The following is a 26,101-nucleotide window of genomic DNA, read 5'->3' as shown; positions in this document are numbered from 1 at the left end:
AACAGACTGACTGGTCAATAAATTACAAGGAAATTTATATTTTAATTACGAAAATGCAATAAAAATCACAGAGGCAGATTATTTGTCGGCACTCTGTGATTTTTGTTTTCTATTAAATAAAAGGTGCTTAGTTAAGGATTTTGAGTATTGTTTTATATTAATGTTCCATTCTAATATTATCTACTAAGCTTTGTTTATTCATTTTCTTAAGTGGCAGATATGCTGATAATAATGTAAAGACTAAAATACCAACTGTAGCAATTACAATATCTTTCCAAGGCATAATCCAACCAAATTCACGCATATTTGTTATTATACTGAATAATACATAGCTTAGACCTGTTCCTACAATTATGCCATAAAAGGATGATATAATACCGTAGTATAACCCTTCGTAACAAACCATCTTTTTAACATTAAATTCAGACATTCCAACTGCCTTAAGAATCGAAAATTCTCTAGTTCTTAATAACAAGTTTGTATTAATTGTATTAATTATATTTAAGCAACTTATTAATGTTATTACAGCAACAAAACCGTACAAGAAAATACTAACAACAATAGCATTTTTCTTCATTTGTTTAGCTTGTTTAACATAATCAATATATTCAAAATTATTACTATCACAATATTTCTGTATTTGTTTTGAGACTGTTTCATAATCAGCATCATTTGATAATCTTAAATACATTGAAGAGTAATTATTGTTTCCAATAATTTTTTTATATATATCTTCAGTTGTTATCATTAATAAACCACCATTGTAACAATACTTATTATCATATAGTATCCCTGTTTCTGCAATAGCTGAAACATTAACTTCTCCAAGCTTTGTTTTTTCATCATCAAAACTTAATAGGGGTATTGTATCACCAACCTTAACATCAGCTAAATCAAAGAATACACGTATACTTTTTCCCGAATCAGCTTTTCTTACGTTCATGGTTGTTTGTTTCACTAGTATAATACCATTATTTTTACTCATAGCATCTATGTCTATTTTACCTGAAATAAGTGTGTCTTTAAATTGAGCTAAGTTATTATCTCCATAACAGAGGATTTTATTATTGGGCATATTGACAATGTTGTTTTCCTTTTCTGTAAAAGCATTAGAATAATATTCTAAATATTCTTTAGTTAATAAGTCTTTATTTAAAAGAGTACTAACGTTTGTATTTATTTGTTTATAGATTTTTTCTACTCCATCTATACTAGACATACTTTCATAGTCTTGTTCGGTAATCGTAGAATTATGATTATAAATTATGAATTCTGGCTTTTCAGAAGTATCAATAAAATCTCCCATAAATATTAAACTAGCAAAGTTATTAAAAACTATAAAAAGCACAATACTTATAACCATAGAAAAAACAGTTATAACAAATCTTTTTCTATTTCTTCTTAGATTTTTCCAAGCTAAGCTTGCTTCAAAGCCTAATAGTTTTTGTATCATATTACCTTTTTTTGATTTCTTTATATTATCTTTTTTAAATTGACCTGTATTTCTAACTGCCTCCAGTGGTGAGATTTTTGAAGCCATTCTAGCAGGTATATAGGCTGAAGCATATACGGTCAATAATCCTAGTATTGTACTAACAATAATAACTAGAGGAGATATAACTACATGTATATCATTAAAAAACTTATCAGCCCCTATGTGTCCAATGATGTAAAATACAATTTTCATTGCTATAGTTCCACTGAATAATCCTAAAGGAATTCCAAAAGCGCTGATTATCAATGCTTCCTTAAATACTATTTTTCTTATCTGTTGTGGAGTAGAACCTACACATCTTAAGATCCCAAACTGAGAAATTCTTTCAATTACCGATATATTAAATGAATTATAAATAACCGCTATGGTACTTATAATTATTAAAGCTACTATAAACCCTACAAGAGATATTAGTGATTTATTTACTTCATCATCTGAACTTTCACCTGATAATGCTAATAGGTAATTATTAATCTTAACATTCTCTCTTGATACACCTACATCATTTACTATGTTATCAATCTTGTTGTTAATGTTTTTTGGTGATTTTAATTTTAAAGATACATAGTAATCCTGATCTTTTTGTAAATTGTTAATGTCTAAAAATGTTATAGCTGATGCTGTATAGCTATGTGAAGACATATATTTTGGGTTTAAAAGACCAACAATTTTGTATTCTTTTGATTTTTGTTTTGTAAATATATCACTTTCGTTTTCCATAGTTCCTATATCAAGTTTAATAGTATCACCAATTTTAGGGTTACCTGGTAAATAGTCTAGACTCCAATAGTCTACCGCTATTTCATCAGGTGAAGTTGGCAAATTACCTTCTTTAAGAGAAATTGGATCTAAATCTGATGAAGGATTTGAAATACCGTTAATGAAAAATGTCCAATATTTGGGAACATCTTTGCCTTTTTTGTTAGTTTCAGAGATTATAGCCAAACCTTCATTGCTTTGTATGTTAAATTCATCTACATTAACATGGTTACAAAGTTTATCAATCTTGTCTTTAGGAGTATCTCTAAAAGCAATGTGATAACTACCATTTCTACTGATAGTATCATTAATCATTTTGTCTCTAACACTTACAATGATAGTGAAAACACCTGTTATAAGTGCAACAGATAGTATTACTCCAAGTATCGTTAATAAAGTCCTCTTTTTTTGTACTTTTAAATACCTAGAAGCGATGTTCATTACTCATCACCTCTTCTTTGGTAATCATACCATCTTCTATAGAGATTACTCTATCTGCTTGAGAAGCAATACTTAAATCATGAGTAATAACAATTAGTGTTTGATGATATCTTTTAACTGAAAGTTTTAATAAATCGATTATTTCTCTGCTGTTTTTACTGTCAAGGTTACCTGTTGGTTCATCTGCTAAAATAATTGAAGGTTTATAAGCCATCGCTCTTCCTATTGAAACTCTTTGCTGCTGACCTCCAGAAAGTTCTGAAGGCAAATGACTTCTTCTTTTTTCAAGTCCTAGTATTTTCATAAGGTCATCTATATAGGATTTGTCTATTTTTCTATTATCCATAAGTAATGGCAATTCTATATTTTCTTCTGCTGTAAGTACAGGAATTAAGTTATAGAATTGAAATATAAATCCTACTTTTCTTCTGCGAAAAATAGCTAACTGTTTTTCATTATAATTATAAATATCTGCATCATCTATAATAACTTTTCCAGAGGTTGGCTTATCTACTCCTCCTAATAGATGAAGTAGAGTGCTTTTACCGGAGCCGCTTGGTCCAATAATAGCAACAAATTCTCCTTGTTTGACGGTTAAATTTAAATTTTTAATAGCATCAATCTTATTTTCACCTGTCCCATAGCTTTTACATAAATCAATTGTTTTCAAAATATCCATATTTATCCTCCTAATATTTTCAACTCAGATTACTCATAATCCAGAAATACAGTATATTATTCAAAGTTATATGAATAATCAGGGTTTAAGTTGAATCGATAATTTTTAATAGAAAGTTTTTAATTTACCTTAATCTTAATACTATTTTAAATTTAAAAGCTTACTAGACAGTGAAAACTTTTCTTACATTTTAGTAAGATTGATCAAATAATAGTTTTTAGGAATGTTATTGTAAATTTTGTACCAATACCTTTTATGCTTGATACTGTTATTGAACCGTTTTGTCCTTCTATTATAAGTTTTGATAAAGCAAGTCCTATACCTATGCTGTTAGTTTTTACACAGCTATTTGCTGTATAAAATCTTTCAAATACATGTGGTAAGTCTTTCTGAGAGATTCCTTCTCCGTTATCTTTTATTACAATTCTTGAAAACAAAGGGGTTTCACTTGTTTTTATTTCAATTTCTCCATACTTATCTGTATGTTCAATGCAGTTCTTTATTATGTTGATTAAAGCTTCACTTAGCCATTCACTATCACCATTAAAATATACTTTGTTGGCATTGCCAATAACGTTAATTGTTTGATGCTTTTCATTTGCCATTATTGATAAAGAATCAATTGCATGTTTAATTGGTATTAGTAATGGTGTATTTTTGTTTTTGAAGTTAATTACACCTGCTTCAAGCCTAGTCATTTTTAAAAGACTGATTATCAGCCATTCCATTCTAGCAAGCTGTGAGCTGCTTTTATTTAAAAATGCTTGTTGATTAGATTTATCCATATTTTCATTACTCATCAAAATATCATTAAACATTATTAATGAAGATAAAGGAGTTTTAAGTTGATGTGAAATATCTGAGATTATATTTTTTAAAAATAATTTATCCTGTTTTAGTCTGTCAAGGCTGAGTTTAAGTCTATTTGCCATTTGATTGAAGTTGTTATATAATACACCAAAATCGCCTTCTACTTCTACAGGGAGAATGCATGAAAAATCTCCATCTATTACTTTTTCAGCAGCTACAGACAGGCTTCTAGCTTTTTTATATATTTTTTTATATTCATAACTAGTTAAACAAAGTAATGGAATAAGCATGAATAGTACTATTAGAAGAGTTTTGATTTTAATGCCTGTATAAAATCTACCTAAAATAGGTTGAGTCAAAATTTCCATTTGCTCGTTATATCCGTACTCACTTAATATTTTTTTGCCAAATTCTATTTCACCTATAGTTGCTGTATTAGTGATCAATTTTGGGAGTTCATCTATTAGTTCAGGGTGATTTATCAATATCTTTCCAGTTAAAGCTGAATTTTGATTTATAATCCTTATATTAAAATTATCAAATATAATACTCATGTAAGAATACATAAAAAGTGAAAATATAATTTGAAATAATACTAATTTCCACGCAAATGATTTGAATTCAGAGTTTTTATATGCAATTTTCATTTTTTCATCTCCTTAAATCAAGTTCCCATCTGTAACCTATTCCTCTAACTGTTGCAATATATTTAGGTGTTTGAGGGTTATCTTCTATTTTTTCTCTAAGTCTTCTTATATAAACAGACAGAGTATTATCATCAACAAAATCAGATTCTACATCCCAGAGTTTTTCAAGTAATACCTTTCTACTTAGGACATGTTTTGCATTTTCCATAAGCATATGCAGTAATTTATACTCTTGTGCAGTAAGAAGTATTTCTTCATTATTCTTTTTTACCTTACCTTCTAAAATATTGATCGCAATATCACCAGAAACTAGTACCTGTTTCTTACTATCATTAGTTATGTTACGACGAAGAACAGCTTTTATTCTAGATATCAATTCTCTTATTCTAAAAGGTTTTGTAATATAGTCATCACCACCCATATCTAGCCCCATTACAACATTTACTTCTTCATCACAAGCTGTTAAGAATATTATTGATACATCAGATGAGTTTCTTATTTCTTGACACAATTCATAACCATTACCATCAGGAAGCATTACATCTAATAGAATTAAATCAAAATCATTACTAGCTAATACATTTCTAGCTTTTTCTATATTATTCATTACGGTAACATTGAAGCCTTCATTTTTTAAAGCAAATTCTATGCCATATGATAAATTAAAGTCATCTTCAACTAAAAGAATATTGTTCATAATATACCCCTTTCATTTTTTATAAATTTAACCCTGATTATTCATATAACTTTGAATAGTATGCTGTATAATTCTGAATTAGAAGATTTCAGTGAATTCGAAGGCATACCAAATTGGTATGTCGAGAATTTAATGGATATCTTATAATCAGAAGGATGTAGTAGAATATTTAATTTTCTATGAATAATCTGGGTTTAATAATATCATAAAATATATGCAATAGCATAATAAGTTTTGTTACTTGTGCAACTTTGATAACCATTATATAATGATTATAATATGTCAAAACTAATAAAGATATAGTATTACCGTAGAAAGTTTTGTTAGAAAGGAATGAAACAAATGAAGAAAATTACATCAAATAGTCCTAATGAAACTATAGATTTTGGATACAAATTGGGAAAACTTTTAACACAAGGGTGTGTAGTGTGTTTAATGGGAGATTTAGGTGCAGGTAAAACTACCCTAACACAGAGCATAGCTAAAGGTTTAGGAGTAAAAGACTATGTTACAAGTCCAACATTTACAATTTTAAATGAATATATGGGCAGGTACCCTTTATATCATTTTGATGTATACAGAATATCTGATATAGATGAAATGTATGATATAGGTTATGAAGATTATATTTATTCTGACGGTGTATCTATAATAGAATGGGCAAATCTAATAGAGGATATATTACCAAAGGAAAGAATAGAAATATACATAAGTAAGGATAAAGATGATAAAAGAATTATGAATATAGAGGCTTATGGAGAACAAAACAAGAAGATTATTGAAGAATTACATGTTTAATTAGGAGAGGATAATTATGAAAGTATTAGCAGTTGATACATCTAGTATAGTAGCATCTGTTGCAGTTTTAGATGATAATAAATTAATTGGAGAATATACTGTAAATCATAAGAGGACACATTCAGAAACATTACTTCCTATGATTAAAGAATTATTAAACGCTTGTGAGCTTAAAACAAAAGATATTGATATATTTGCAGCATCTATAGGACCAGGATCATTTACTGGATTAAGAATAGGTGTAGCAACTATAAAAGCTTTAGCTCATAGTGTAGATAAGCCTGTTGTAGGCATACCTACTATAGATGCATTAGCATATAACTTAAATTATTGCAGTAATTTAATAGTTCCTATTATGGATGCAAGGAGAGATAGAGTATATACAGGAATGTATAAATGGTCAGATAATAAATTTGAAGTCGTTAAAGCTCAAGATGTAATTGAAATAGAGACTTTATTAGATGAATTACAAGACAGGGAAGAAGCAATAATATTCAATGGAGATGGCTGTGATGTTTACAGAGAAATAATTACTAAAAAGCTTGACAGTAAAGCTGTTTTTGCACCTTCATGTGTAAATATGCCAAAAGCATCGTCAGTTGCTCAATTAGCTTTTAAGAAGGCTCAAAAAAATGAATTACAATCATATTACGATTTGGTGCCTGAATATTTGAGAAAATCACAGGCAGAAAGAGAGTATGAAAAAAAGAATAGGTGATGGGTATGGAAAATATTTTGGTAAGACAAATGAATATTAATGACATAGATTTAGTTTGTGATATTGAAGTCAAATCGTTTTCAACTCCTTGGTCAAAGAATGCTTTTGTTGATGAAATAGAAAGTAACAAGCTATCGGATTATTTAGTAGTAGAATACCAAGGCAAAGTAGTAGGTTATGGGGGTATGTGGCTTATATTAGATGAGGCACATATAACCAATATAGCAATTCATCCTAACTTTAGAGGTAAAGGCTTAGGAAATTATATTGTTGAAGGAATTATTAACAGATGTAGAGAAAAGAATATTTTGAAGATTACTTTAGAAGTTAGAGAGTCTAATCATACTGCTATAGCATTATATAAAAAATATGGATTTGAGGAATGTGGGAAGAGATTAGGTTATTATTCAGACACAAATGAAGATGCGATTATAATGTGGAAAAATTTTTAGTTTTTTTGAAGTAGATATAAAAATGATATAGTCTCATATTATATGTAGATCATTTTATCTGTAATTAAATATATACTAGGGGGGGTTTATTAAGTGGCAAAATCTAAGAAAAAAAAGTTATTTATTATTTTATCAATAATTATTGCAATATCAATAATTGTATTAGGAGTAATTAAAGCTAAGAACAATGAAGGAAATAGTAGTGCTGTATTTGTTAATACTGTTGATGTTATAACTGATAGTATTAATTCAGATATAACGTCTCAAGGCATTATAAGTGTAGTAGAAGAAAGAAATATAGTTTCAATATTGCCGTATACTATTGAAGAGATACTAGTAAAAGAAGGAGATAAAGTATCAAAAGGTGATATCCTAGCCAAGCTTGATACAAAAAATTTAAAATTAAATACAAAGACAGCAGAAATAAATTTAGAAATACAGAAGAATACATTAAAAAAACTATTAGAAGAAGTAGATACTTATAAATTAGAAAAAAATGTTGAAAATGCTAAAAACACATATGAAAATGCTTTAACGAAATATCAGAATTCAAAACAATTACATGAAGCAGGAGCAATAAGTGAGACTCAGTTGGATGCTGATTATACAGCTTATGTAAGTGCGTCATCAAGCTATGAAATTGCTAAAAAGGATTTAGAAGATGCTAAAAATCCAAATAATAATGTAGAAATCATAGCTCAAAAAAAGAAAATTGAAATTGAGGAATTAAATTTACAAGAACAAAAGAATGCGATAGAAAAATCAAATATTAAAAGTACTCTAGATGGTACTATTGTTACTAACAATGCTAAAATTGGAGTTTCAGCATCAACTGTATCACCATTGTTTATTATTGATAATATGGATGTTTTACAGATTAGTGCTAGTATAAGTGAGTTTGATGTTAATAATATTGGTATAGGACAAAAAGTTAAAATAACTGGAGATGCTTTTAAAAATTCTGAGTTTGAAGGTGTTGTTTCATATATTGCACCGTCTGCTAATGTTAGGCAAACAAGTACAGGTGTTGAAACTAATGTAAAGATAAAAATAGACATAATAAATCCAACTAATGAGTTAAAGCCAGGATTTTCAGCGGATATAACTATAAGAGTTGCTGAGAAAGGGAGTGCATTAGTAGTTCCTTATGAAACAATTTACCAAAGAAAAGATGGAAAAGATGTTGTATTTAAAGTAGAAGATGGTAAGCTGAAAGAAATAGAAGTTACTAAAGGCGTTAAGGGAGATATAAAAGTAGAGATTCTATCTGAAAATATCAAAGAAGGCGATAAAATAGTAAATAATCCTAGTGAAAAGTATAAGGATGGAATGGAAGTGCAAATTACAAATGTAGGTGAAACAAAATGATTAAAGTAAAAGGCTTATATAAAATTTATAAAACTGGAACTGTTGAAGTACAAGCATTAAAAGATGTAAATTTTGAAGTAAAAAAAGGAGAATTTGTATCTATAATGGGGACATCAGGTTCTGGTAAATCAACACTTATGAATATATTAGGATGCCTTGATAAAGCTACAAAAGGTGACTATATTTTGGATGGACAAAATATAGCAGGTTTACAAGAAAATAAATTAGCAGCTATTAGAAATAAAAAGATAGGATTTGTATTTCAATCATATAATTTACTTTCAAAAACTACCGCATTAAAAAATGTTGAGCTTCCGATGATGTATGCCGGTTCTTCAAGAAATAAGAGAAGAAAAAAGGCTATTGAACTATTGGATAAAGTAGGACTTAGTGATAGGGTACATCATAAACCAAATGAATTATCAGGAGGACAAAAGCAAAGAGTTGCAATAGCTAGAGCGCTTATTAATAATCCATCAATTATTTTAGCAGATGAGCCTACAGGGAATCTTGATACAAAATCAGGAGAAGAAATAATGCAAATTTTTCAAAGACTAAATGATGAAGGCGTTACTATAGTGCTTGTTACTCACGAACCGGAGATAGCAGAGCATACAAAAAGGATTGTTGTATTTAGAGATGGAAGATTAATTGAAGATAAAACAATAGAAAATCAAATAATTCTTTAACCTTGATTATTCATATAACTTTGAATAATATACTGTAAGTTTCTGAATTATGAGCAGAGAACCTAAATTTTAATTTAGTGTGAATCGCTTACTCAGACGAAACAAACAATGAGTCTGAGATACAGCTATAATCTATAATTGAATTCGAAGGCATACCGAGTTGGTACGTCGTGAATTCACTGGACATCTTCTAAACAGAAAGATGCGGTAGAGTATTTAATTTTCTATGAATAATCTGGGTTTAATACCAAGGAATTCGGGGGTGATATAATATGAGTATTTTAGAAAGTATTACTGTAGCGTTAACTAGCTTGTGGTCTAATAAAATGCGTTCTTTTCTTACAATGCTTGGTATAATCATAGGAATATCCTCTGTTATAACGATAGTTGCTTTAGGAGAAGGCAGTAAGAAACAAATAGGAAAAGAATTTGAAAAAATAGGTTCAAACAGCGTAAGTTTAAGATTAAACTGGAGTAACAATCCATTGTATAAAGATAGATATAACGATAAAGATATAGAAGCTATAAGAAAGTCCTATGGAGATGTTATAAAAGGTGTATCACCATTTCAATATATTAACGGCAAAGCTGTCAATGGAAGAGAAGATAATAATATATACGCTATAGGAGTAAGTGAGGATTATAATAAAATACAAGATATACAATTAATACATGGAAGATTTTTGCTAACATCTGATATTAAGTCCCAAAGGGATGCAATAGTTATAGATGAGGATGTTGCACTAAAGCTATTCAGACGATCAGATGTAGTAGGAGAAAAATTATTAGTGGATACGGGCTGGACAAAACATTCTTATGTTATAGTTGGTGTTTTTAAATATATAGAATCAACTTTTGATAAAATGAACATGGGAGAAAGAGTACCTTATTGCTATATTCCTTATTCGGTAATAACAAAGCTGGGTTATGGTTCTAATTTTAGTACATTGGCAATAAATTTCATTCAAGGCATAGATCAAAATAAATATAGCAATGAAATAGTTAAACTTGTTGAAAGAATTCATAGAAATGTTGGAAAAGATTTTTACATGGTTGAGAGTTCAGAGCAGGCTATGAATATGCTCAATAGTATTATGGGTACACTATCAGCAGTATTAGGAGCTATAGCTGCAATTTCACTACTTGTAGGAGGAATTGGAGTAATGAATATAATGCTGGTATCTGTAACTGAGAGAACGAGGGAAATAGGTATACGTAAAGCTATAGGTGCAAGGAGAAGAGATATACTTTCACAGTTTTTAGTAGAATCAATGATTATCTCAGGCATAGGAGGAATTATTGGTACTGTATTTGGGTATTTGGTTGCAGGGATAGTATTTATGAAGTTAGATATTCCACCTGCTGTATCAGTTACAACTGTCTTAATAGCGGTATCATTCTCAGCTGCTGTTGGAATTACTTTTGGCTTATATCCGGCTAATAAAGCTGCCAAATTAGATCCTATAGATGCACTTAGATACGAATAAGTATATAATATTTCGTTTTAGAGATAATAGCTACCGATAATCCAACAATAATCATCCAATTGTATAAAAATTACAATTTAATATTTTTTTATCATTGCCAAGACTATTTATTATAGTTTTGGCAATGTTTTTATAAAATAAAAGAAACAAGTTTTTTACGGAGCCACAGAAGATACATAGATTGAAAAAACTATATGATTGACTATATAGAAAAATCCAGGATTAGTGAAATAAAGAAAATAAACAAGTATTTTTATTGTAAAGCTTAATAGAATTACAACAAATAGCTTATAGATATTTTTTATATATCAAATAGCTATAAAATAAATAGATAGTATAAAATCAATATTAATGCAGCATATGCTGCTTATTGTTTTTATATTAAATCCATTTCCAGTAAGGTATATATTCATCTGTTAATATTATTTTGAACTCATAAGTATATTTATAGTAATATTTAAGATTTAGTAGTATATGTTGACAAAATGTGTATGTTGGGTTATTATTTAATTAGTAAATTAGTAATTTACTAATTTACTAATTTATAAAAATAATAGGAGGATAAATAATGAGAATACCAACTAATTTAAAACATAAACCCGTTATTGTATCAGAAAACTATGAAAATATTGATGGCAGATATGCTTATGACTCAGATGCTAAAGGTCTTTCATTAGGCTTAGCTCAGTGGAATGACAGGGGAAAGGTAGATATTTCAGCAAAAATATGGAGATATACAGGCGAAAAATGGTCAAGGCAATCTGAGGAAATGCCACTTCATCGAGTACTAGACCTTGCAATTCTTATTTGTAGAACTAAACTTCATTTTAAAGAGGCTTATAGATATGAAAAATCATATGATACAAAAAATCCCATTATAGAAAGAGTAGGATTACAGGGTGATGCTATGACAGTATCTGTATGTATTGATAATGATAGAATTAATGAAGATATTGAATTATTTAGCCGAGCTCTTAGTGATGACGATGAACTTATTTCCGAGCGTTTGAACACTTTATCAGGAATACTTAAGGAGATGGGTTATTAATAAATGGACAAATGCTTTTGTTTTTTATAATATTACATTGACTGTAAATATTAATAAATGGTATATTATAACTATTGAAGGGAGAGGTGATGTTAGTGAGTGAGAATAAGGATAACGACAAATTACAATTAGAAGATCAACAAGATATTCCCCAAGATTTTGTATTTGAAGAAGATGAAAAACTTAATCCTATTCAAATGATAGTTAATGTTTTTGTAAAACCAGATAAAGCATTCAGGAATTTAGCAACTTTTCCAAATGTACTTTTGCCAATTTTAATTATTGTAATTGGATTTCCTATTTTAGGCTTTTTAATTCAAGGAAAAGAACAGTACATTCAAAATATGATAAATCAGTATAACACTATGGGTGTTACACCACCTACTATGGATGCATTATCAACACAGTATTATACAAATATGTTAGTTACCGGTTTAGGTCCTTTGATCTTTTTACTGTTTAAAGGATTTATTGTTAGTGGTATTGGTTCATTTGTTGGGGGAGAAGTTGAGAAATTTAAGGAAACCTATTCAGTTTTAGCATATGCATATTTGCCAGTTTTTCTAGGACAAATATTAATTTCCATATTAGCACTAGCTGTTGGAAATCTAAATATTCATTTTAGTTTAGCTGTACTTATGCCTAACTCAATGGCAGGCACTTTTTGGTATACTATATTACAGCAATTTGATATATTTGTTATATGGTATCAAATATTAGCAATAATAGGTATATCTTATATGTACAAATTAGAAAAGAAACTTGCTGCTATTGCAGTATTACTTTCTTGGATTACATGGATATTAATTTATACAGGTGTTAATACCTTGCTTGTATCAGCTTATGGAGCATAGATATTGACCAAAAATATATACCAAACATGAATAGTATTTATATTTATTGAAAAAATAAATATATAATTCTATTTAGGAGGTAATATTATGGCAAGTAATGATCAATTAGAAAGAGTAGCACGTAGATGTAGTAAATATAATTTCCTTAGATCATCTGGTTTAACGTCTAGTACAGGAGTAGAAAATAATAAAATTACATGTAATAACTGTAGTCATTTTATTAATAACAAGTGTAACTTAGATTTAGTAGATGAAATAATGGTTAATATGGATGAGGGTAATGATTAGAAACAGCCTATCATCTCACAAGATGAGATTAGGGCATTTATGCCCTAATCTCTTTTTCTATGATCGCCTTTTTTTGTTAAAAAGTTAGTGCTTGAAGGTATAGGTTTATCTCTTAAAATGTTGATAAAAGCCTCATCTGTACCACTTACGGTGCTTAACATACCAACAGGCATAACATTTGTTTTAGATAAGTCATTTAGAATTGTCATAAACTCACTCCCAAAGAAAGGCTTGTGTTTATTTTTAACTAAATATTAAAATCTATTAGAGAAAGTTATTACAAATTTAGTGATATTTAGAGATGGAGCATCAATTTCTTTACATAAAATAATTAAAAGTATATAATAAAACACATAAAAATTTGAGCTAAAAGCTTTTAGGGGTGATAAATTTGATTACACTTGCAATAGAAACTTCATGTGATGAGACTTCGGTAGCAGTATTAGAAGATGGAAGAAAGGTATTATCTAATATAATTGCTTCACAGATAAATTTACATAAAAAATTTGGAGGAGTTGTACCAGAAGTAGCATCAAGAAAACACATAGAAAAAATAGATATAGTTATACAAGAGGCTTTAGATGAAGCAAATGTTAATTTTGAAGATATAGACATAATAGGTACAACATATGGACCAGGGCTAGTAGGTGCGTTATTAGTAGGACTATCAAGTGCAAAAGCATTGGCATATTCCTTAGAAAAACCTCTAGTAGGTGTAAATCATATAGAAGGACATATAAGTGCAAATTATATAGCGGATTTAGAACTAAAGCCGCCATTTTTGTGTTTAGTTGTATCAGGAGGACATACTCACCTTGCATATGTCGAAGATTATGGTCAGTATGAACTATTAGGGAAAACAAGGGATGATGCAGCAGGTGAAGCGTTTGACAAAGTAGCAAGAGCTATGGGCTTGGGCTATCCAGGAGGTCCTATAATAGATAAATTAGCAGCACTAGGAGATTACACGGCTATTGATTTTCCAAGAGCGTATTTGGAAGCAGGGAGTTTTGATTTCAGCTTTAGTGGATTAAAATCTGCAGTTTTAAACTATTTAAATACTAACAAACAGAAAGGTATTGAAATAAATATTGAAAATGTAGCAGCTAGTTTTCAAAAGGCTGTTGTAGATGTACTTGTGGATAAAACTATTAAAGCAGCAGAATTAAAAAAAGTATCTACTATAGCATTAGCGGGAGGAGTTGCTTCTAATGATGGTCTCAGAAAACAAATGGAAGAAAGATGTATAAAAGAAGGTTATAAGCTAATATATCCTTCAAAAATACTATGTACTGATAATGCAGCTATGATCGGATGCGCTGCGTATTACAATTACTTAAATGGTAAAATATCAGACTTAGATTTAAATGGAGTTCCGAATTTAAAATTAGGTGAGTAAGTTAACATAAATTGTTTATTAATAGAATTATGCTGAACACAAAAGTATGAAAAATAAACATTATATTAACAAAGTTATGCACAAGTTATTCACAAAACATTGAATAATTGTGCATAACTTTTGATTTTATTAGAAGAAACCTTTTTCCCCTGTGGATAAAAAAGTGAAAAAAAGTAGATGATCTTGTGGATGATAAGTGTATATTGTGGATATTTATTTTATAATCAAAATAAAATAACAAGGCGCAAGATTACACCTATCCCGATATATATGTGGCGCATACCGATTAAGTTTAATAGGAGGTGTGCATATCTCTCACCTTGTTGAAACGGTGTGTTGCAATTACTATGTAATTGCTTCCGTTGTTATAAGAACATATTATTTATTTGTAAACATAATATGTTCAATTTAGTCGTTCAATTCTACCCATTTTTCATATACAGCTTCTAGATTGTTTTTTGTTTTAACAAGTTCCTTGTTAAGATCAGAGCTTGTTTGTGGATTATTATAAACATCTGGCTTACAGAGAAGCTGTTCATATTCATTTATTTTATTTTCTAGTTCTAATATTTTGGCTTCAGTTTCTTTAACTTGCTTTTTAAGCATACGCTGTTCTTTTTGTAGCTGTTTTTGTTTTTTTCTTTCTAATTTCATTTTAGTTTTTGTGATTTGATCATTTTCTTCAGTTTCCACAGAATTAAGTTCGTTTTTCTTTTCAACATAATAATCATAGTTACCAAGATATTCTTGCATCATATTTTTGTCAAAGTACAGTATCTTATTTGCAACTTTGTTTAAAAAATACCTATCATGAGAAATAACAAGAACTGTTCCTTCATATTTTAGGAGAGAGTCTTCCAGTACTTCCTTTGAGTCTACATCCAAATGATTAGTCGGCTCATCCATTAATAAAAAGTTAGCTTTTGAAAGCATCAATTTAAGTAGAGCTAATCTGCTTCTTTCTCCTCCGCTCAATGTTGAAATTTCTTTAAAAATATCATCGCCAGTAAAAAGGAACTGAGCTAAGATACTTCTAATCTCATAATGGTTAAAATAAGTATGTTCATCCCATATTTCATCCATAATAGTTTTATCATAATTTAAATTTTCTTGCTCTTGATCAAAATATCCAATATTTACATTATGACCTAATTTAAAGTTTCCGCTATCAAAATCTAGTTTGCCCATTATTATTTTAAATAAGGTTGATTTTCCAATACCGTTAGGACCAATAATACCTACCTTTTCATTTTTATAAATATTAAAGCCTATATTATTAAAAAGCTTTTTATTATTAAAGCTTTTAGCTAAAGCTTCAACAAAAAGTACATTATTACCACTTTTAATACTAGGCGTAAAAGTTATATTTGCTTTTTTCCTTTCGGAAGGTGGCTTTTTTAATTCATCCATTTTCTTCAACATTTTTTCTCTACTTTGAGCTTGTCTAATAGCTCTTTTACCACCAAGAGAAAGATTTTTAATTATTTCTTTTTGGCGGTTTATTTCATCTTTTTGAAGTTCATATTTTTTCTTCATTAATTCGAGCTCTTTTTTTCTTTTATCTATATATGTGCTGTAATTGCCATTATATGATTTCAACTTGGAATCTTCTAGTTGTAAAATTCTGGTCACAACATTATCTAAGAAATATCTATCGTGAGATACTATTATTATAGAACCCTTATAATCTTTAAGAAATTTTTCTAACCAATCAATAGATTCTAAGTCTAAATGATTAGTAGGTTCATCTAGTAGCAGAATATCAGGCTTTTTAAGCAATAGTTTTGCAAGAAAAATCCTTGTCTTTTGTCCACCACTTAGCTCGTTTATTGGTTGTGAAAATTGTTCTTCATTAAAGCCTAAGCCTTTTAAAACACCTTTAATTTCACTTTCATAGCCATAACCGTTACAATCTGCAAATTCTTCAGTTAGGTTAGAATATTTATTCATAAGCTTTTTTAAAACCTTAGAATCAGGATTAACGCTCTCCTTACTTATTTCATGCTCTAAATTTCTCAGCGTTTTTTCCATATTAATGATAGGCTCGAATATTTCTAAAAGTTCCTGATAAATATTATTATTACTATTCATTTTAGAATGTTGCTCTAAATGACCTATTTTAGATGTTTTAGAAGTGTAAACTTGCCCAGAATCTTTGGAAATTTTACCCATTAATATATTAAAAAGTGTGGTTTTTCCAGCACCATTTATGCCAATTAAGCCAACTTTTTCGCTAGAGTTAATAGAGAAGCTAACATCATCAAGTATTTTGTCAGTTACATAGGTTTTGCTTATATTAGTACATGATAAAACAATCATGAGAATTTCCTCCTTGCCAGAAAACATTACATATTATCCCTTATTATTCATATAGCTCCCCATAATATGCGTATAGTTCTGAATTAAAAGAATTTAATGGATATCTTATAAACGGAAGGAACATATTGATGAATCTCCTATTCAGTTACTTTATAGGAGTAAGCGATTCACGCCAAATCAAGATTTGGGTTTAATGCTCATAATTTTCTATGAATAATCTGGGATTATTATATAAAATATTTAGTTCATATTTATTTATATCATATATTCTATGATAATTCTATAAATTATAACATAACAAGGGGAGGTTAGCATATTAAAAACATGGATTTCTGATTTTTTATATTTTTAGAGATAGTATGAATTCTCACGATTTTTCAATGATTTGGGTAAAATAAATTATGTGTCAATATATATTTCTTAATAAACAACATAATTATTTTGTTTTATATTAGTACTATCTGCAATTTTCAAAATTATCTTGTAGTAAATATTAATAATTTATATTATAATATACTTTATCCTATTTATTATGAAATGCTATAAAATGCTATAATATTAAGTAATCAATAACCTATACTTTGTCTGAGTAAGCGATTCACACCATATTAGAAATTTGGGCTGAGGATTAATTTATAAATATTGATATAATTTTGACAATGAATTTTAATTAATTTTGTATCTATTGTAGTATTTATGTAAAATGATAGCTTGCGTTATAAAGCGTATTTTCATAATAGGTAGAGATATAATAGTAAGTATATATTTTATTTTAATAAGAAGCTTTTAGGCGAATTTATTTGCTTAAAGTATTGACGATAATATAAAGATTGTTTTATAATTAACACAACAAGTTATTAATTGATTAAATTTTCTGATATTGAATGTATTTAGTATTTTATTTACTATTTAATATAAACTAATTATATGATATAGTTTTATATAAAGAAGATTATATTTTAATCATGATTATTTAGTGTATAATATGAATATAATAAACTGAAAAATATAAATTGTTGCATTTTAAAAATAGAGAGGGATATGTATGGCTAAAAATAATAAGGTTTCTATGGCAGTTGTAAGAAGATTGCCAAAATATTATAGGTATTTGTCAGAACTTAAAGAGAAAGAAATAATGAGGATATCTTCTAAAGAATTAAGTAAATTAACTGGGTTTACTGCTTCACAAATAAGACAAGATCTAAATAATTTCGGAGGATTTGGTCAACAAGGTTATGGATATAATGTAGAAGACTTGCAGGTTCAATTAGGGAAAATACTTGGCTTAGACAAGGTGTATGAAACTATTATTGTAGGTGCGGGGAATTTAGGTCAAGCAATTGCTAATTATAAAGGATTTGCACTTGCAGGGTTTAAAGTAACTGCATTATTTGATAAAAATCCTAAAATGGTAGGTTTGAATATAAGAGGTATTCAAATCCATGATATGGATGAACTAGAGGATTATATTGAAAATAATGAAGTTGAAATAGGGATTATCTGTACTCCAAAAGAAGGAAGTCAAGAAATCGCCGATATTCTAGTTAATAGTGGAATCAAAGCGATTTGGAATTTTGCCCCAGCAGATTTAAAAGTTCCTGAAGAAGTTGTTATAGAAAATGTTCATCTTAATGAAAGTTTATATACATTATCTTTTCTAATGAAAAGAAATAATGATTAATAATTCAAAGCCAGAGTAATCAAACTCTGGTCTATTTGTAATGCATAGGAAATTATAAAACTTAAGATAAGTATAATTTTCGTTTTGTGGAGTGTAAATCTATATTGAAAAATATTTACAATTAAAGATTTATTCTAATGGGAGGATAATATGAAGGTTTTGGCATTAGTAGGTAAAAGCGGTACCGGTAAAAGTTATAAATCTATGCTAATTGCAAAAAAATATAATATACAATACATTATAGACGATGGTTTATTGATAAAAGGTAATAAAATTTTAACTGGAAAATCAGCCAAAAGTGAGAAAACTACAATAAGCGCAGTTAAAAGAGCATTGTTTTTAGAGGATAATCATAAATATAACGTAATTAATGCTTTAAGAAAAGAAAACCCGCAGAAATTGCTTATTTTAGGTACATCAACAAAAATGATTAATAGGATAATAGAAGCTTTAGAATTAGATAAAATTGATAAATATATTAAAATAGAAGACATATCTACTAGAGATGAAATTGATATAGCAAATAATTGTAGATTTCAGGAAGGTAAGCATGTTATACCTGTTCCTACATTTGAAATAAAAAAGGATTTTTCAGGATATTTTATAGATAAACTTAAAATATTTAAGAAAAAGGGTAGTACAAAAGAGCAATTTATTGAAAAATCTGTAGTGAGACCTACTTATAGTTATCTTGGAAAATATACAATATCTCAAAATGTATTAAAAAACCTAGTAAAATATTCATGTGAAAAAACAGAAGATATAGATAAATGCAGTAATATATATATAGAAAGTAAAGCGCAAGGAATTATTATTAATTTAGATGTAATTATGCAATATGGCAAAAATATTTGTTTTCTGATGGGAATACTTCAAAAGAGAATAATAAAGGAAATTGAACATATGACTTCATTAAATATATTGTCTGTAAATGTTTGCGTAAAAAAGTTAAGATTTAAATAATAATAAACAAATTTTAATAATTCTGTTATTTGCAAGAAAACGTTATCATAGTTTCAAATAGGATATTTTTATTTTTGTAATTTTTAAAACCTTACACCTATAAATATAAGAAAAAAATTTTTAATTTAAGGTTAAAGTAAGTTTTCGTACAAAGTATAGGTGTTTTACTTCAATAAAGTTAGTTCACTTTTTGTTTATAAAAATTGATTGAAGGTAGCTATAAATTTTTTACACGACTCAAGTGTAAATCAACCTTGCAGATTCAAGTTATTTTGTAGATTTATTATGAATTTGATTAATAAATATATTTACAAAAAAATTTGCCTGTGTTATTATTACAGTGTGAAGAGGGGAGTCCTAATTTTTAGGAAAATAATTTTAAGTTTCCAGGAAGTTAAAAAATTAACAATTTATAAGGAGGTCTTTACATGTCCAAAGCTTATATTAAAGAAGTATTTGAGAGAGTACAAAAAAGAAATCCACATGAACCAGAGTTTTTACAAGCAGTTGAAGAGGTTTTAAATTCTTTAGGGCCTGTTATTGAAAAACATCCAGAGTATGTAGAAGCTAATTTATTAGACAGATTCTGTGAGCCAGAGAGACAAATTATGTTTAAAGTTCCATGGTATGATGACAATGGTAAACTTCATGTAAACAGAGGATTTAGAGTACAGTTTAATGGAGCAATAGGACCTTATAAGGGAGGACTAAGATTCCATCCATCAGTTTATATTGGAATCATTAAATTCTTAGGATTTGAACAAATATTGAAAAATGCATTAACTGGACTTCCAATAGGTGGAGGTAAAGGTGGATCAGATTTTGACCCAAGAGGAAGATCTGATGCTGAGATACTTAGATTCTGCCAAAGCTTTATGACAGAGCTTTACAGACATATTGGACCTGATGTAGACGTACCAGCAGGAGATATGGGAGTTGGACCAAGAGAGATAGGATACTTATATGGACAATATAGAAGAATAAGAGGAGCATTTGAAAACGGAGTACTTACTGGTAAAGCATTATCTTATGGTGGTAGTTTAATAAGACCAGAAGCAACTGGTTTTGGTGCAACATATTTCTGCCAAGAAATACTTAAGCATGAAGGTGAAACTTTTGAAGGTAAAACTGTTGCCGTATCTGGTTTTGGTAACGTTGCTTGGGGTGCTGTACAAAAAATTACTGAATTAGGTGGAAAAGTTGTAACACTTTCTGGTCCAGACGGATACATTTATGATCCAAATGGAATTTCAGGTGAAAAAATAGATTACATGCTTGAATTAAGAGCTTCAGGTAGAGATAAAATCCAAGACTATGCTGATAAATACGGCGTAGAATTCTTCCAAGGAGAAAGACCTTGGGGAGTTAAAGTTGATATAATTATGCCATGTGCTACTCAAAATGAGATTAGATTAGAAGATGCTAAGAAAATAGTAGCTAATGGTGTTAAATATGTTACAGAGGTTTCAAATATGCCTACAACAAATGAAGCATTGAAATATTTACAAGATAATAATGTTATAGTAGGACCTGCTAAGGCTGCAAATGCAGGTGGAGTTGCTACATCAGCTTTAGAAATGAGTCAAAATAGCATGAGATATTCTTGGACAGCTGAAGAAGTAGATGCAAAATTACATCAGATTATGATAGATATCCATAATAATGCTATGAAAGCAGCAGAGAATTATGGATTTGGATACAACTTAGTTGCAGGTGCCAATATAGCAGGTTTTGCAAAAGTTGCAGATGCAATGTATAAACAAGGTTGCTATTAAAATAAATAATGAATAAACAAAAAAACCGTCTATAATGACGGTTTTTTTTATACCAAGGAATCATAAAATATATTGAATTCTGAATAAATATAGGTTGCTTTATTGCTTCTACTATGAAAATATATTTAGGTGTTTAAAATAAAATTACATTTTAAATTATTTATAATGAAGATTTTGTTCTAATTTAAATATTTTGGGTATAATCATAATATAAATATTGATAGTGAGGTGATAAATTGGAAAATTTAGATATAGCAGAAAAAAATAATGGACTTATAATAAAAAACATTAAAAATTTCGAAGCAAAGCATATATTTGACTGTGGACAATGTTTTAGGTGGAATGAACAAGAAGATGGTAGTTATACTGGTGTAGCATATAATAAAGTTATCAACGTCAAGTCTGCTGATAATGTTTTATATATAGATAATTGTAATTTAAAAGACTTCAACGATATTTGGTATAAATATTTCGATTTGAATAGAGATTATGACCATATTAAAATGAAATTAAGAAATGATAAAATACTTGAAAAAGCAATAAAGTTTGGTTATGGTGTGAGAATTTTAAATCAAGATCCTTGGGAAACTTTAATATCATTTATTATTTCAGCTAATAATGGAATTCCAAGAATAAAGAAATGTATAGAAGCATTAAGTGAAAGTTATGGCAAAAAAATTGGTGAATATAAAGGTCAAACATATTATAGTTTTCCTGAACCTGAAATTTTAAAAGAAATGAGAATAGAAGAATTATTGAAAAGTGGAGTAGGATTTAGAGCTAAGTACATTTTTAATGCTGCTGTTATTGTAGGTGAGAAACAAATGAATATATATCGAATGAAGAATTTATCTACAGAGGATGCTAGAAAAGAATTGATGTTATTTGCTGGTGTTGGACCTAAGGTATCTGATTGTATTATGTTATTTTCTATGGAAAAGCATGATGCATTCCCAATAGATGTTTGGGTTAAAAGAGTTATGGAATATTTTTATTTGCCTGAAGGTAGTAAATTAAAAGATATACAGGAATTTGCTCAAGATAAATTTGGAGCATATGCAGGGTTTGCTCAACAGTATTTATTTTATTATGCAAGAGAATTAAAACTAGGAAAAAATAACTAAATTATGATTTGATATTAATAGATTACACATTCAAGAAGGAGCTTCATATAATAATTTAATTTTTCATGAAATAATCTGGGTTTTATATGTTATAATTATGTAAATACAGTGATTAGGAGAGAGTAGAATGGACAAAAAAATTAAAATACCCTACATTAATCTGGTACCAGTTGCGATTATTATCCTTTTGTTATTTAAGATTATTAATAATGATAGTGTAGCACCTATGTTTTTTAAAATATTAAATCCGTTTTTAGGAGGGTTCATAATAGCATACATATTAAATCCTCTTATAAGAATTGTAGAAAAAAAATTAAAATGTAATAGGGTTCTTAGCATAACAATTGCATATTTAATAGTTTTAGGAATAGTAATATTTATTATAGCTATTGCAGCACCGGAAATTGTAAATAACTTTGTAGATTTAGGTAAAAGTTTTCCGGATTTCATGAGAAGCACTAAAAAATTCTTGCAATCAGATATATATAAAATAGAGTTTCTGAGAAAGTATAATATAGTAGCATACATCGAAAATTTTGCTGATAGCAGTATTCAAAAGATTATGGATTATGTAGGTCCAGGTTTAGGCAGTGTAGCATTGAAGGCTGTTGGTTTTACGCATTCACTATTTAACATAATGGTTAATTTCATAATAGCTATATTTATGTTATATAACAAAGAAGGATTTGTTATAGGTAGTAAAAAAATATTATTTGCCTTTATTGATAATAAAAGTGCATATAAAATATTGGATGTTTTAAGAGAGATGGACGATATTTTTTCCAAATTTTTAATAGGAAAGCTTTTGGATTCAGCAATAATTGGAATTATATGCTTTATATTATTGTTGATAACAGGAAACCCCTATGCACTTGTTTTAAGTACAATTGTTGGAATTACTAATATGATTCCATATTTTGGACCATTTATAGGCGCGGTACCAGCAATTTTAATAACTTTATTTGTAAGTCCTATCAAAGCGTTTTGGACTGCTATAATTATATTAGCGCTTCAACAGTTTGATGGCTGGATATTAGGACCAAAGATTTTAGGAGATAAAGTAGGAATAAAGCCATTTTGGATAATATCAGGAATTACAATAGGAGGAGCTTTATTTGGATTAATGGGTATGTTTTTGGGGGCACCTTTAATAGCTATAATTAAAACATTAATTGAAAGAATTATTGATAAAAGATTAAAAAATAAAGGTATGATTGATATGTAATTGATTAGATTTGGTGCTTAATTGTCATAAACTAAAGGAATATGGAGTAAATAAATAAAAAACAGATAAAAATGAATATAATTTAGTATAATCGACAATTATACTAAATATTGGTTCAATACGGCATTTGATTGATAATGGTGTATTATGTAACATTATATTTGTAAGTGTTAGCACTCGGTATTGCTGAGTGCTAATAATTAAATTAGATAATTTATTAAAATCAAATAAATTTTTATTAAGGAGGAAGAAATATGAATATTAGACCATTAGGAGACAGAGTAGTAATTAAAAAGGTTGAAGCTGAAGAAAAAACAAAGAGTGGTATTGTACTTCCAACTTCCGCTAAAGAGCAACCCCAAGTTGCTGAAGTACTAGCTGTTGGACCTTCTATAACTGAAGATGATAAGAAAAAAAATGAATTAAAAATTGGAGATAAAGTAATATTCTCTAAATATTCAGGAACAGAAATAAAAATTGACGGACAAGAATATACAATTTTAAAACTTAATGATATATTAGCAGTTGTTGAATAATTAATGAGTTTAAAAGGAGTGATTATAAATGGCTAAGCAAATAAAATTTGGTGAAGAAGCACGTCGTGCAATGGAGCAAGGTGTAAACAAACTTGCAAATACAGTTAAAGTTACATTAGGACCTAAAGGAAGAAATGTTGTTTTAGATAAAAAATTTGGTTCACCACTAATTACAAATGATGGTGTTACTATTGCAAGAGAAATAGAATTTAAAGATGCATACGAAAACATGGGAGCTCAATTAGTTAAAGAAGTTGCTACTAAAACTAATGATGTAGCAGGAGACGGAACTACTACAGCTACTCTTTTAGCTCAAGCTATTATCAGAGAAGGATTAAAAAACGTTGCTGCAGGTGCAAATCCTATGATTATCAGAAAAGGTATACATAAAGCTGTTGAAACTGCAGTTAAAGAAATAAAATCATATTCAAAAGAAATCTCTAGTAAAGAAGCTATTGCACAAGTTGCTTCTATATCAGCTAGTGACGAAGAAATAGGTAATTTAATAGCAGAAGCTATGGAGAAAGTAGGTAACGAGGGAGTTATCACTGTAGAAGAATCAAAAACAATGGGAACTACATTAAATGTAGTTGAAGGTATGCAATTTGATAGAGGATATTTATCACCATATATGGTAACTGATGCTGAGAAAATGGAAGCAGTATTACAGAATCCTTATATCTTAATTACTGATAAGAAAATAGCAAACATTCAAGAAATATTACCAATATTAGAGCAAATTGTTCAACAAGGTAAAGCTTTATTATTAATAGCTGAAGATGTTGAAGGAGAAGCTTTAGCTACATTAGTAGTTAATAAATTAAGAGGAACATTTAATTGTGTTGCTGTAAAAGCTCCTGGATTTGGTGATAGAAGAAAAGAAATGTTAAGAGATATAGCTATACTAACAGGTGGTCAAGTAATATCTGAAGAATTAGGTTATGACATAAAAGAAATATCACTAGATATGCTAGGTACTGCAAATACAGTAAAAATTGACAAAGAAAATACAGTAATAGTTGATGGTAATGGAGAGCAAGAAGCTATCAACGATAGAGTTAAACAAATAAAAGCTCAAATAGAAGAAAGTACTTCTGAATTTGACACAGAAAAATTACAAGAAAGACTTGCTAAATTAGCTGGTGGAGTTGCTGTTATTGAAGTTGGAGCAGCTACTGAAACTGAAATGAAAGAAAGAAAGTTAAGAATAGAAGATGCATTAGCAGCTACTAGAGCAGCTGTAGAAGAAGGTATCGTAGCAGGTGGTGGTACAGCATTAGTTAATGCAATACCAGCAATTGAAGAGTTATTAAACACAGAAGAGGGAGATGCTAAAACTGGTGTTAGCATTATAGCTAGAGCATTAGAAGAACCAGTAAGACAAATCGCTGAAAATGCAGGATTAGAAGGTTCAGTTATAGTAGAAAAAGTTAGAACTCAAGAAGTAGGCGTTGGATTTGATGCATTGAATGAAAAATATGTTAACATGATAGAAACAGGTATTGTTGATCCTACAAAAGTTACAAGATCTGCATTACAAAATGCAGCTTCTGTAGCAGCTATGATATTAACAACAGAAAGCGTTGTTGCAGATGAAGAAGAAGAAAATGCAGGAGGTATGCCAGGTGGAATGCCAGGAGGTATGCCAGGCGGAATGCCAATGATGTAGAAAATATGATTTATAAACCAACGAAGAGATATTCTTCGTTGGTTTTATTATAATAGAGTAATTTTATGACTATAGTAATTTTAGCTAGTTACTAAATTCTCAGGTATGGAAGTTGAGACAAGCTATCATCATGCTACAGTAATTATATCGTTATGCTGGTCTATATTGTTTGTAGCAGTA

Annotated in this window: 23 protein-coding genes; 17 read left to right on the top strand and 6 right to left on the bottom strand. The window is 28.8% G+C overall.

Annotated features, from left to right (window positions below):
• Positions 1 to 157 precede the first annotated feature (157 nt).
• From AYC61_RS17490 to AYC61_RS17475, 4 genes are all read right to left on the bottom strand, one after another.
• Positions 158 to 2,695, bottom strand: a complete 2,538-nt coding sequence (locus AYC61_RS17490; RefSeq protein ID WP_066505794.1) for an ABC transporter permease — start codon at positions 2,693 to 2,695, stop codon at positions 158 to 160.
• Positions 2,679 to 3,374: an ABC transporter ATP-binding protein gene (locus AYC61_RS17485; RefSeq protein ID WP_066505792.1), complete on the bottom strand. Its 696-nt coding sequence runs from the start codon at positions 3,372 to 3,374 to the stop codon at positions 2,679 to 2,681. The genes AYC61_RS17490 and AYC61_RS17485 overlap by 17 nt, the downstream gene beginning before the upstream one ends.
• 203 nt (positions 3,375 to 3,577) lie before the next feature.
• A complete protein-coding gene (locus AYC61_RS17480) occupies positions 3,578 to 4,831 on the bottom strand; it encodes a sensor histidine kinase (RefSeq protein WP_066505790.1) in 1,254 nt (417 codons plus the stop codon).
• A gap of 4 nt (positions 4,832 to 4,835) precedes the next feature.
• Positions 4,836 to 5,528 carry a response regulator transcription factor gene (locus AYC61_RS17475; protein WP_066505787.1) on the bottom strand — a complete coding sequence of 231 codons (693 nt, stop codon included), beginning with the start codon at positions 5,526 to 5,528 and terminating at the stop codon, positions 4,836 to 4,838.
• Positions 5,529 to 5,861: 333 nt separating this feature from the next.
• On the opposite strand from AYC61_RS17475, the gene tsaE reads away from it, so the two are divergent.
• From tsaE to AYC61_RS17430, 9 genes are all read left to right on the top strand, one after another.
• Entirely contained in the window at positions 5,862 to 6,326 is a 465-nt protein-coding gene (tsaE, locus tag AYC61_RS17470) for a tRNA (adenosine(37)-N6)-threonylcarbamoyltransferase complex ATPase subunit type 1 TsaE (protein WP_156456516.1), read from the top strand.
• A 16-nt stretch (positions 6,327 to 6,342) separates the two neighbouring features.
• A complete protein-coding gene (tsaB, locus tag AYC61_RS17465) occupies positions 6,343 to 7,044 on the top strand; it encodes a tRNA (adenosine(37)-N6)-threonylcarbamoyltransferase complex dimerization subunit type 1 TsaB (protein ID WP_066505783.1) in 702 nt (233 codons plus the stop codon).
• 5 nt (positions 7,045 to 7,049) lie between these two features.
• On the top strand, positions 7,050 to 7,496 hold the full coding sequence (gene rimI, locus AYC61_RS17460; RefSeq protein ID WP_066505781.1) for a ribosomal protein S18-alanine N-acetyltransferase: 447 nt from the start codon (positions 7,050 to 7,052) through the stop codon (positions 7,494 to 7,496).
• A gap of 93 nt (positions 7,497 to 7,589) precedes the next feature.
• On the top strand, positions 7,590 to 8,864 hold the full coding sequence (locus tag AYC61_RS17455; RefSeq protein WP_066505778.1) for an efflux RND transporter periplasmic adaptor subunit: 1,275 nt from the start codon (positions 7,590 to 7,592) through the stop codon (positions 8,862 to 8,864).
• Positions 8,861 to 9,553 (top strand): ABC transporter ATP-binding protein, encoded by a 693-nt coding sequence (locus tag AYC61_RS17450; protein ID WP_066505773.1) that lies wholly within the window; start codon positions 8,861 to 8,863, stop codon positions 9,551 to 9,553. The genes AYC61_RS17455 and AYC61_RS17450 overlap by 4 nt, the downstream gene beginning before the upstream one ends.
• Before the next feature lie 272 nt (positions 9,554 to 9,825).
• Positions 9,826 to 11,040, top strand: coding sequence for an ABC transporter permease (locus tag AYC61_RS17445; protein ID WP_066505771.1), 1,215 nt, complete (start codon positions 9,826 to 9,828; stop codon positions 11,038 to 11,040).
• A 568-nt stretch (positions 11,041 to 11,608) separates the two neighbouring features.
• Positions 11,609 to 12,088, top strand: coding sequence for a DUF6530 family protein (locus tag AYC61_RS17440; protein ID WP_066505767.1), 480 nt, complete (start codon positions 11,609 to 11,611; stop codon positions 12,086 to 12,088).
• 95 nt (positions 12,089 to 12,183) lie between these two features.
• Complete coding sequence (locus AYC61_RS17435) at positions 12,184 to 12,942, top strand: Yip1 family protein (RefSeq protein WP_162265485.1); 759 nt, start codon at positions 12,184 to 12,186, stop codon at positions 12,940 to 12,942.
• 87 nt (positions 12,943 to 13,029) lie between these two features.
• Positions 13,030 to 13,230, top strand: a complete 201-nt coding sequence (locus AYC61_RS17430; RefSeq protein ID WP_066505761.1) for a hypothetical protein — start codon at positions 13,030 to 13,032, stop codon at positions 13,228 to 13,230.
• Between the two features lie 44 nt (positions 13,231 to 13,274).
• On the opposite strand, the gene AYC61_RS21440 is transcribed toward AYC61_RS17430, so the two are convergent.
• Positions 13,275 to 13,439, bottom strand: coding sequence for a hypothetical protein (locus AYC61_RS21440; protein ID WP_156456515.1), 165 nt, complete (start codon positions 13,437 to 13,439; stop codon positions 13,275 to 13,277).
• A gap of 176 nt (positions 13,440 to 13,615) precedes the next feature.
• Between AYC61_RS21440 and tsaD the strand changes: the two genes are divergently transcribed.
• Positions 13,616 to 14,629 carry a tRNA (adenosine(37)-N6)-threonylcarbamoyltransferase complex transferase subunit TsaD gene (tsaD, locus tag AYC61_RS17425; RefSeq protein ID WP_338026073.1) on the top strand — a complete coding sequence of 338 codons (1,014 nt, stop codon included), beginning with the start codon at positions 13,616 to 13,618 and terminating at the stop codon, positions 14,627 to 14,629.
• A 408-nt stretch (positions 14,630 to 15,037) separates the two neighbouring features.
• Here tsaD and AYC61_RS17420 read toward each other — a convergent pair whose 3' ends face one another.
• Positions 15,038 to 16,948 carry an ABC-F family ATP-binding cassette domain-containing protein gene (locus AYC61_RS17420; RefSeq protein WP_066505756.1) on the bottom strand — a complete coding sequence of 637 codons (1,911 nt, stop codon included), beginning with the start codon at positions 16,946 to 16,948 and terminating at the stop codon, positions 15,038 to 15,040.
• Positions 16,949 to 17,993: 1,045 nt separating this feature from the next.
• Between AYC61_RS17420 and AYC61_RS17415 the strand changes: the two genes are divergently transcribed.
• The 7 genes from AYC61_RS17415 (at position 17,994) to groL (ending at position 25,921) form a co-directional block, all read left to right on the top strand.
• On the top strand, positions 17,994 to 18,629 hold the full coding sequence (locus AYC61_RS17415) for a redox-sensing transcriptional repressor Rex (RefSeq protein ID WP_066505746.1): 636 nt from the start codon (positions 17,994 to 17,996) through the stop codon (positions 18,627 to 18,629).
• Between the two features lie 150 nt (positions 18,630 to 18,779).
• The gene (locus AYC61_RS17410; RefSeq protein WP_066505743.1) at positions 18,780 to 19,592 is read left to right on the top strand and encodes an Asp23/Gls24 family envelope stress response protein; all 813 of its coding nucleotides are present in this window, start codon (positions 18,780 to 18,782) and stop codon (positions 19,590 to 19,592) included.
• Positions 19,593 to 20,020: 428 nt separating this feature from the next.
• Complete coding sequence (gene gdhA / locus AYC61_RS17405) at positions 20,021 to 21,367, top strand: NADP-specific glutamate dehydrogenase (protein ID WP_066505740.1); 1,347 nt, start codon at positions 20,021 to 20,023, stop codon at positions 21,365 to 21,367.
• A gap of 236 nt (positions 21,368 to 21,603) precedes the next feature.
• The gene (locus AYC61_RS17400; protein ID WP_066505737.1) at positions 21,604 to 22,491 is read left to right on the top strand and encodes a DNA-3-methyladenine glycosylase family protein; all 888 of its coding nucleotides are present in this window, start codon (positions 21,604 to 21,606) and stop codon (positions 22,489 to 22,491) included.
• 127 nt (positions 22,492 to 22,618) lie between these two features.
• Positions 22,619 to 23,716: an AI-2E family transporter gene (locus AYC61_RS17395; RefSeq protein ID WP_066505735.1), complete on the top strand. Its 1,098-nt coding sequence runs from the start codon at positions 22,619 to 22,621 to the stop codon at positions 23,714 to 23,716.
• 254 nt (positions 23,717 to 23,970) lie between these two features.
• Entirely contained in the window at positions 23,971 to 24,252 is a 282-nt protein-coding gene (locus AYC61_RS17390; protein WP_066505732.1) for a co-chaperone GroES, read from the top strand.
• 28 nt (positions 24,253 to 24,280) lie between these two features.
• Positions 24,281 to 25,921, top strand: a complete 1,641-nt coding sequence (gene groL / locus AYC61_RS17385; protein WP_066505729.1) for a chaperonin GroEL — start codon at positions 24,281 to 24,283, stop codon at positions 25,919 to 25,921.
• The last annotated feature ends 180 nt before the right edge of the window (positions 25,922 to 26,101 follow it).

Origin of the sequence: Abyssisolibacter fermentans, assembly GCF_001559865.1 — a bacterium.
Taxonomy (GTDB): domain Bacteria; phylum Bacillota; class Clostridia; order Tissierellales; family MCWD3; genus Abyssisolibacter; species Abyssisolibacter fermentans.
The sequence above is the reverse complement of the archived record's forward strand: the minus strand, read 5'-3'. Positions and strand labels throughout refer to the sequence as shown.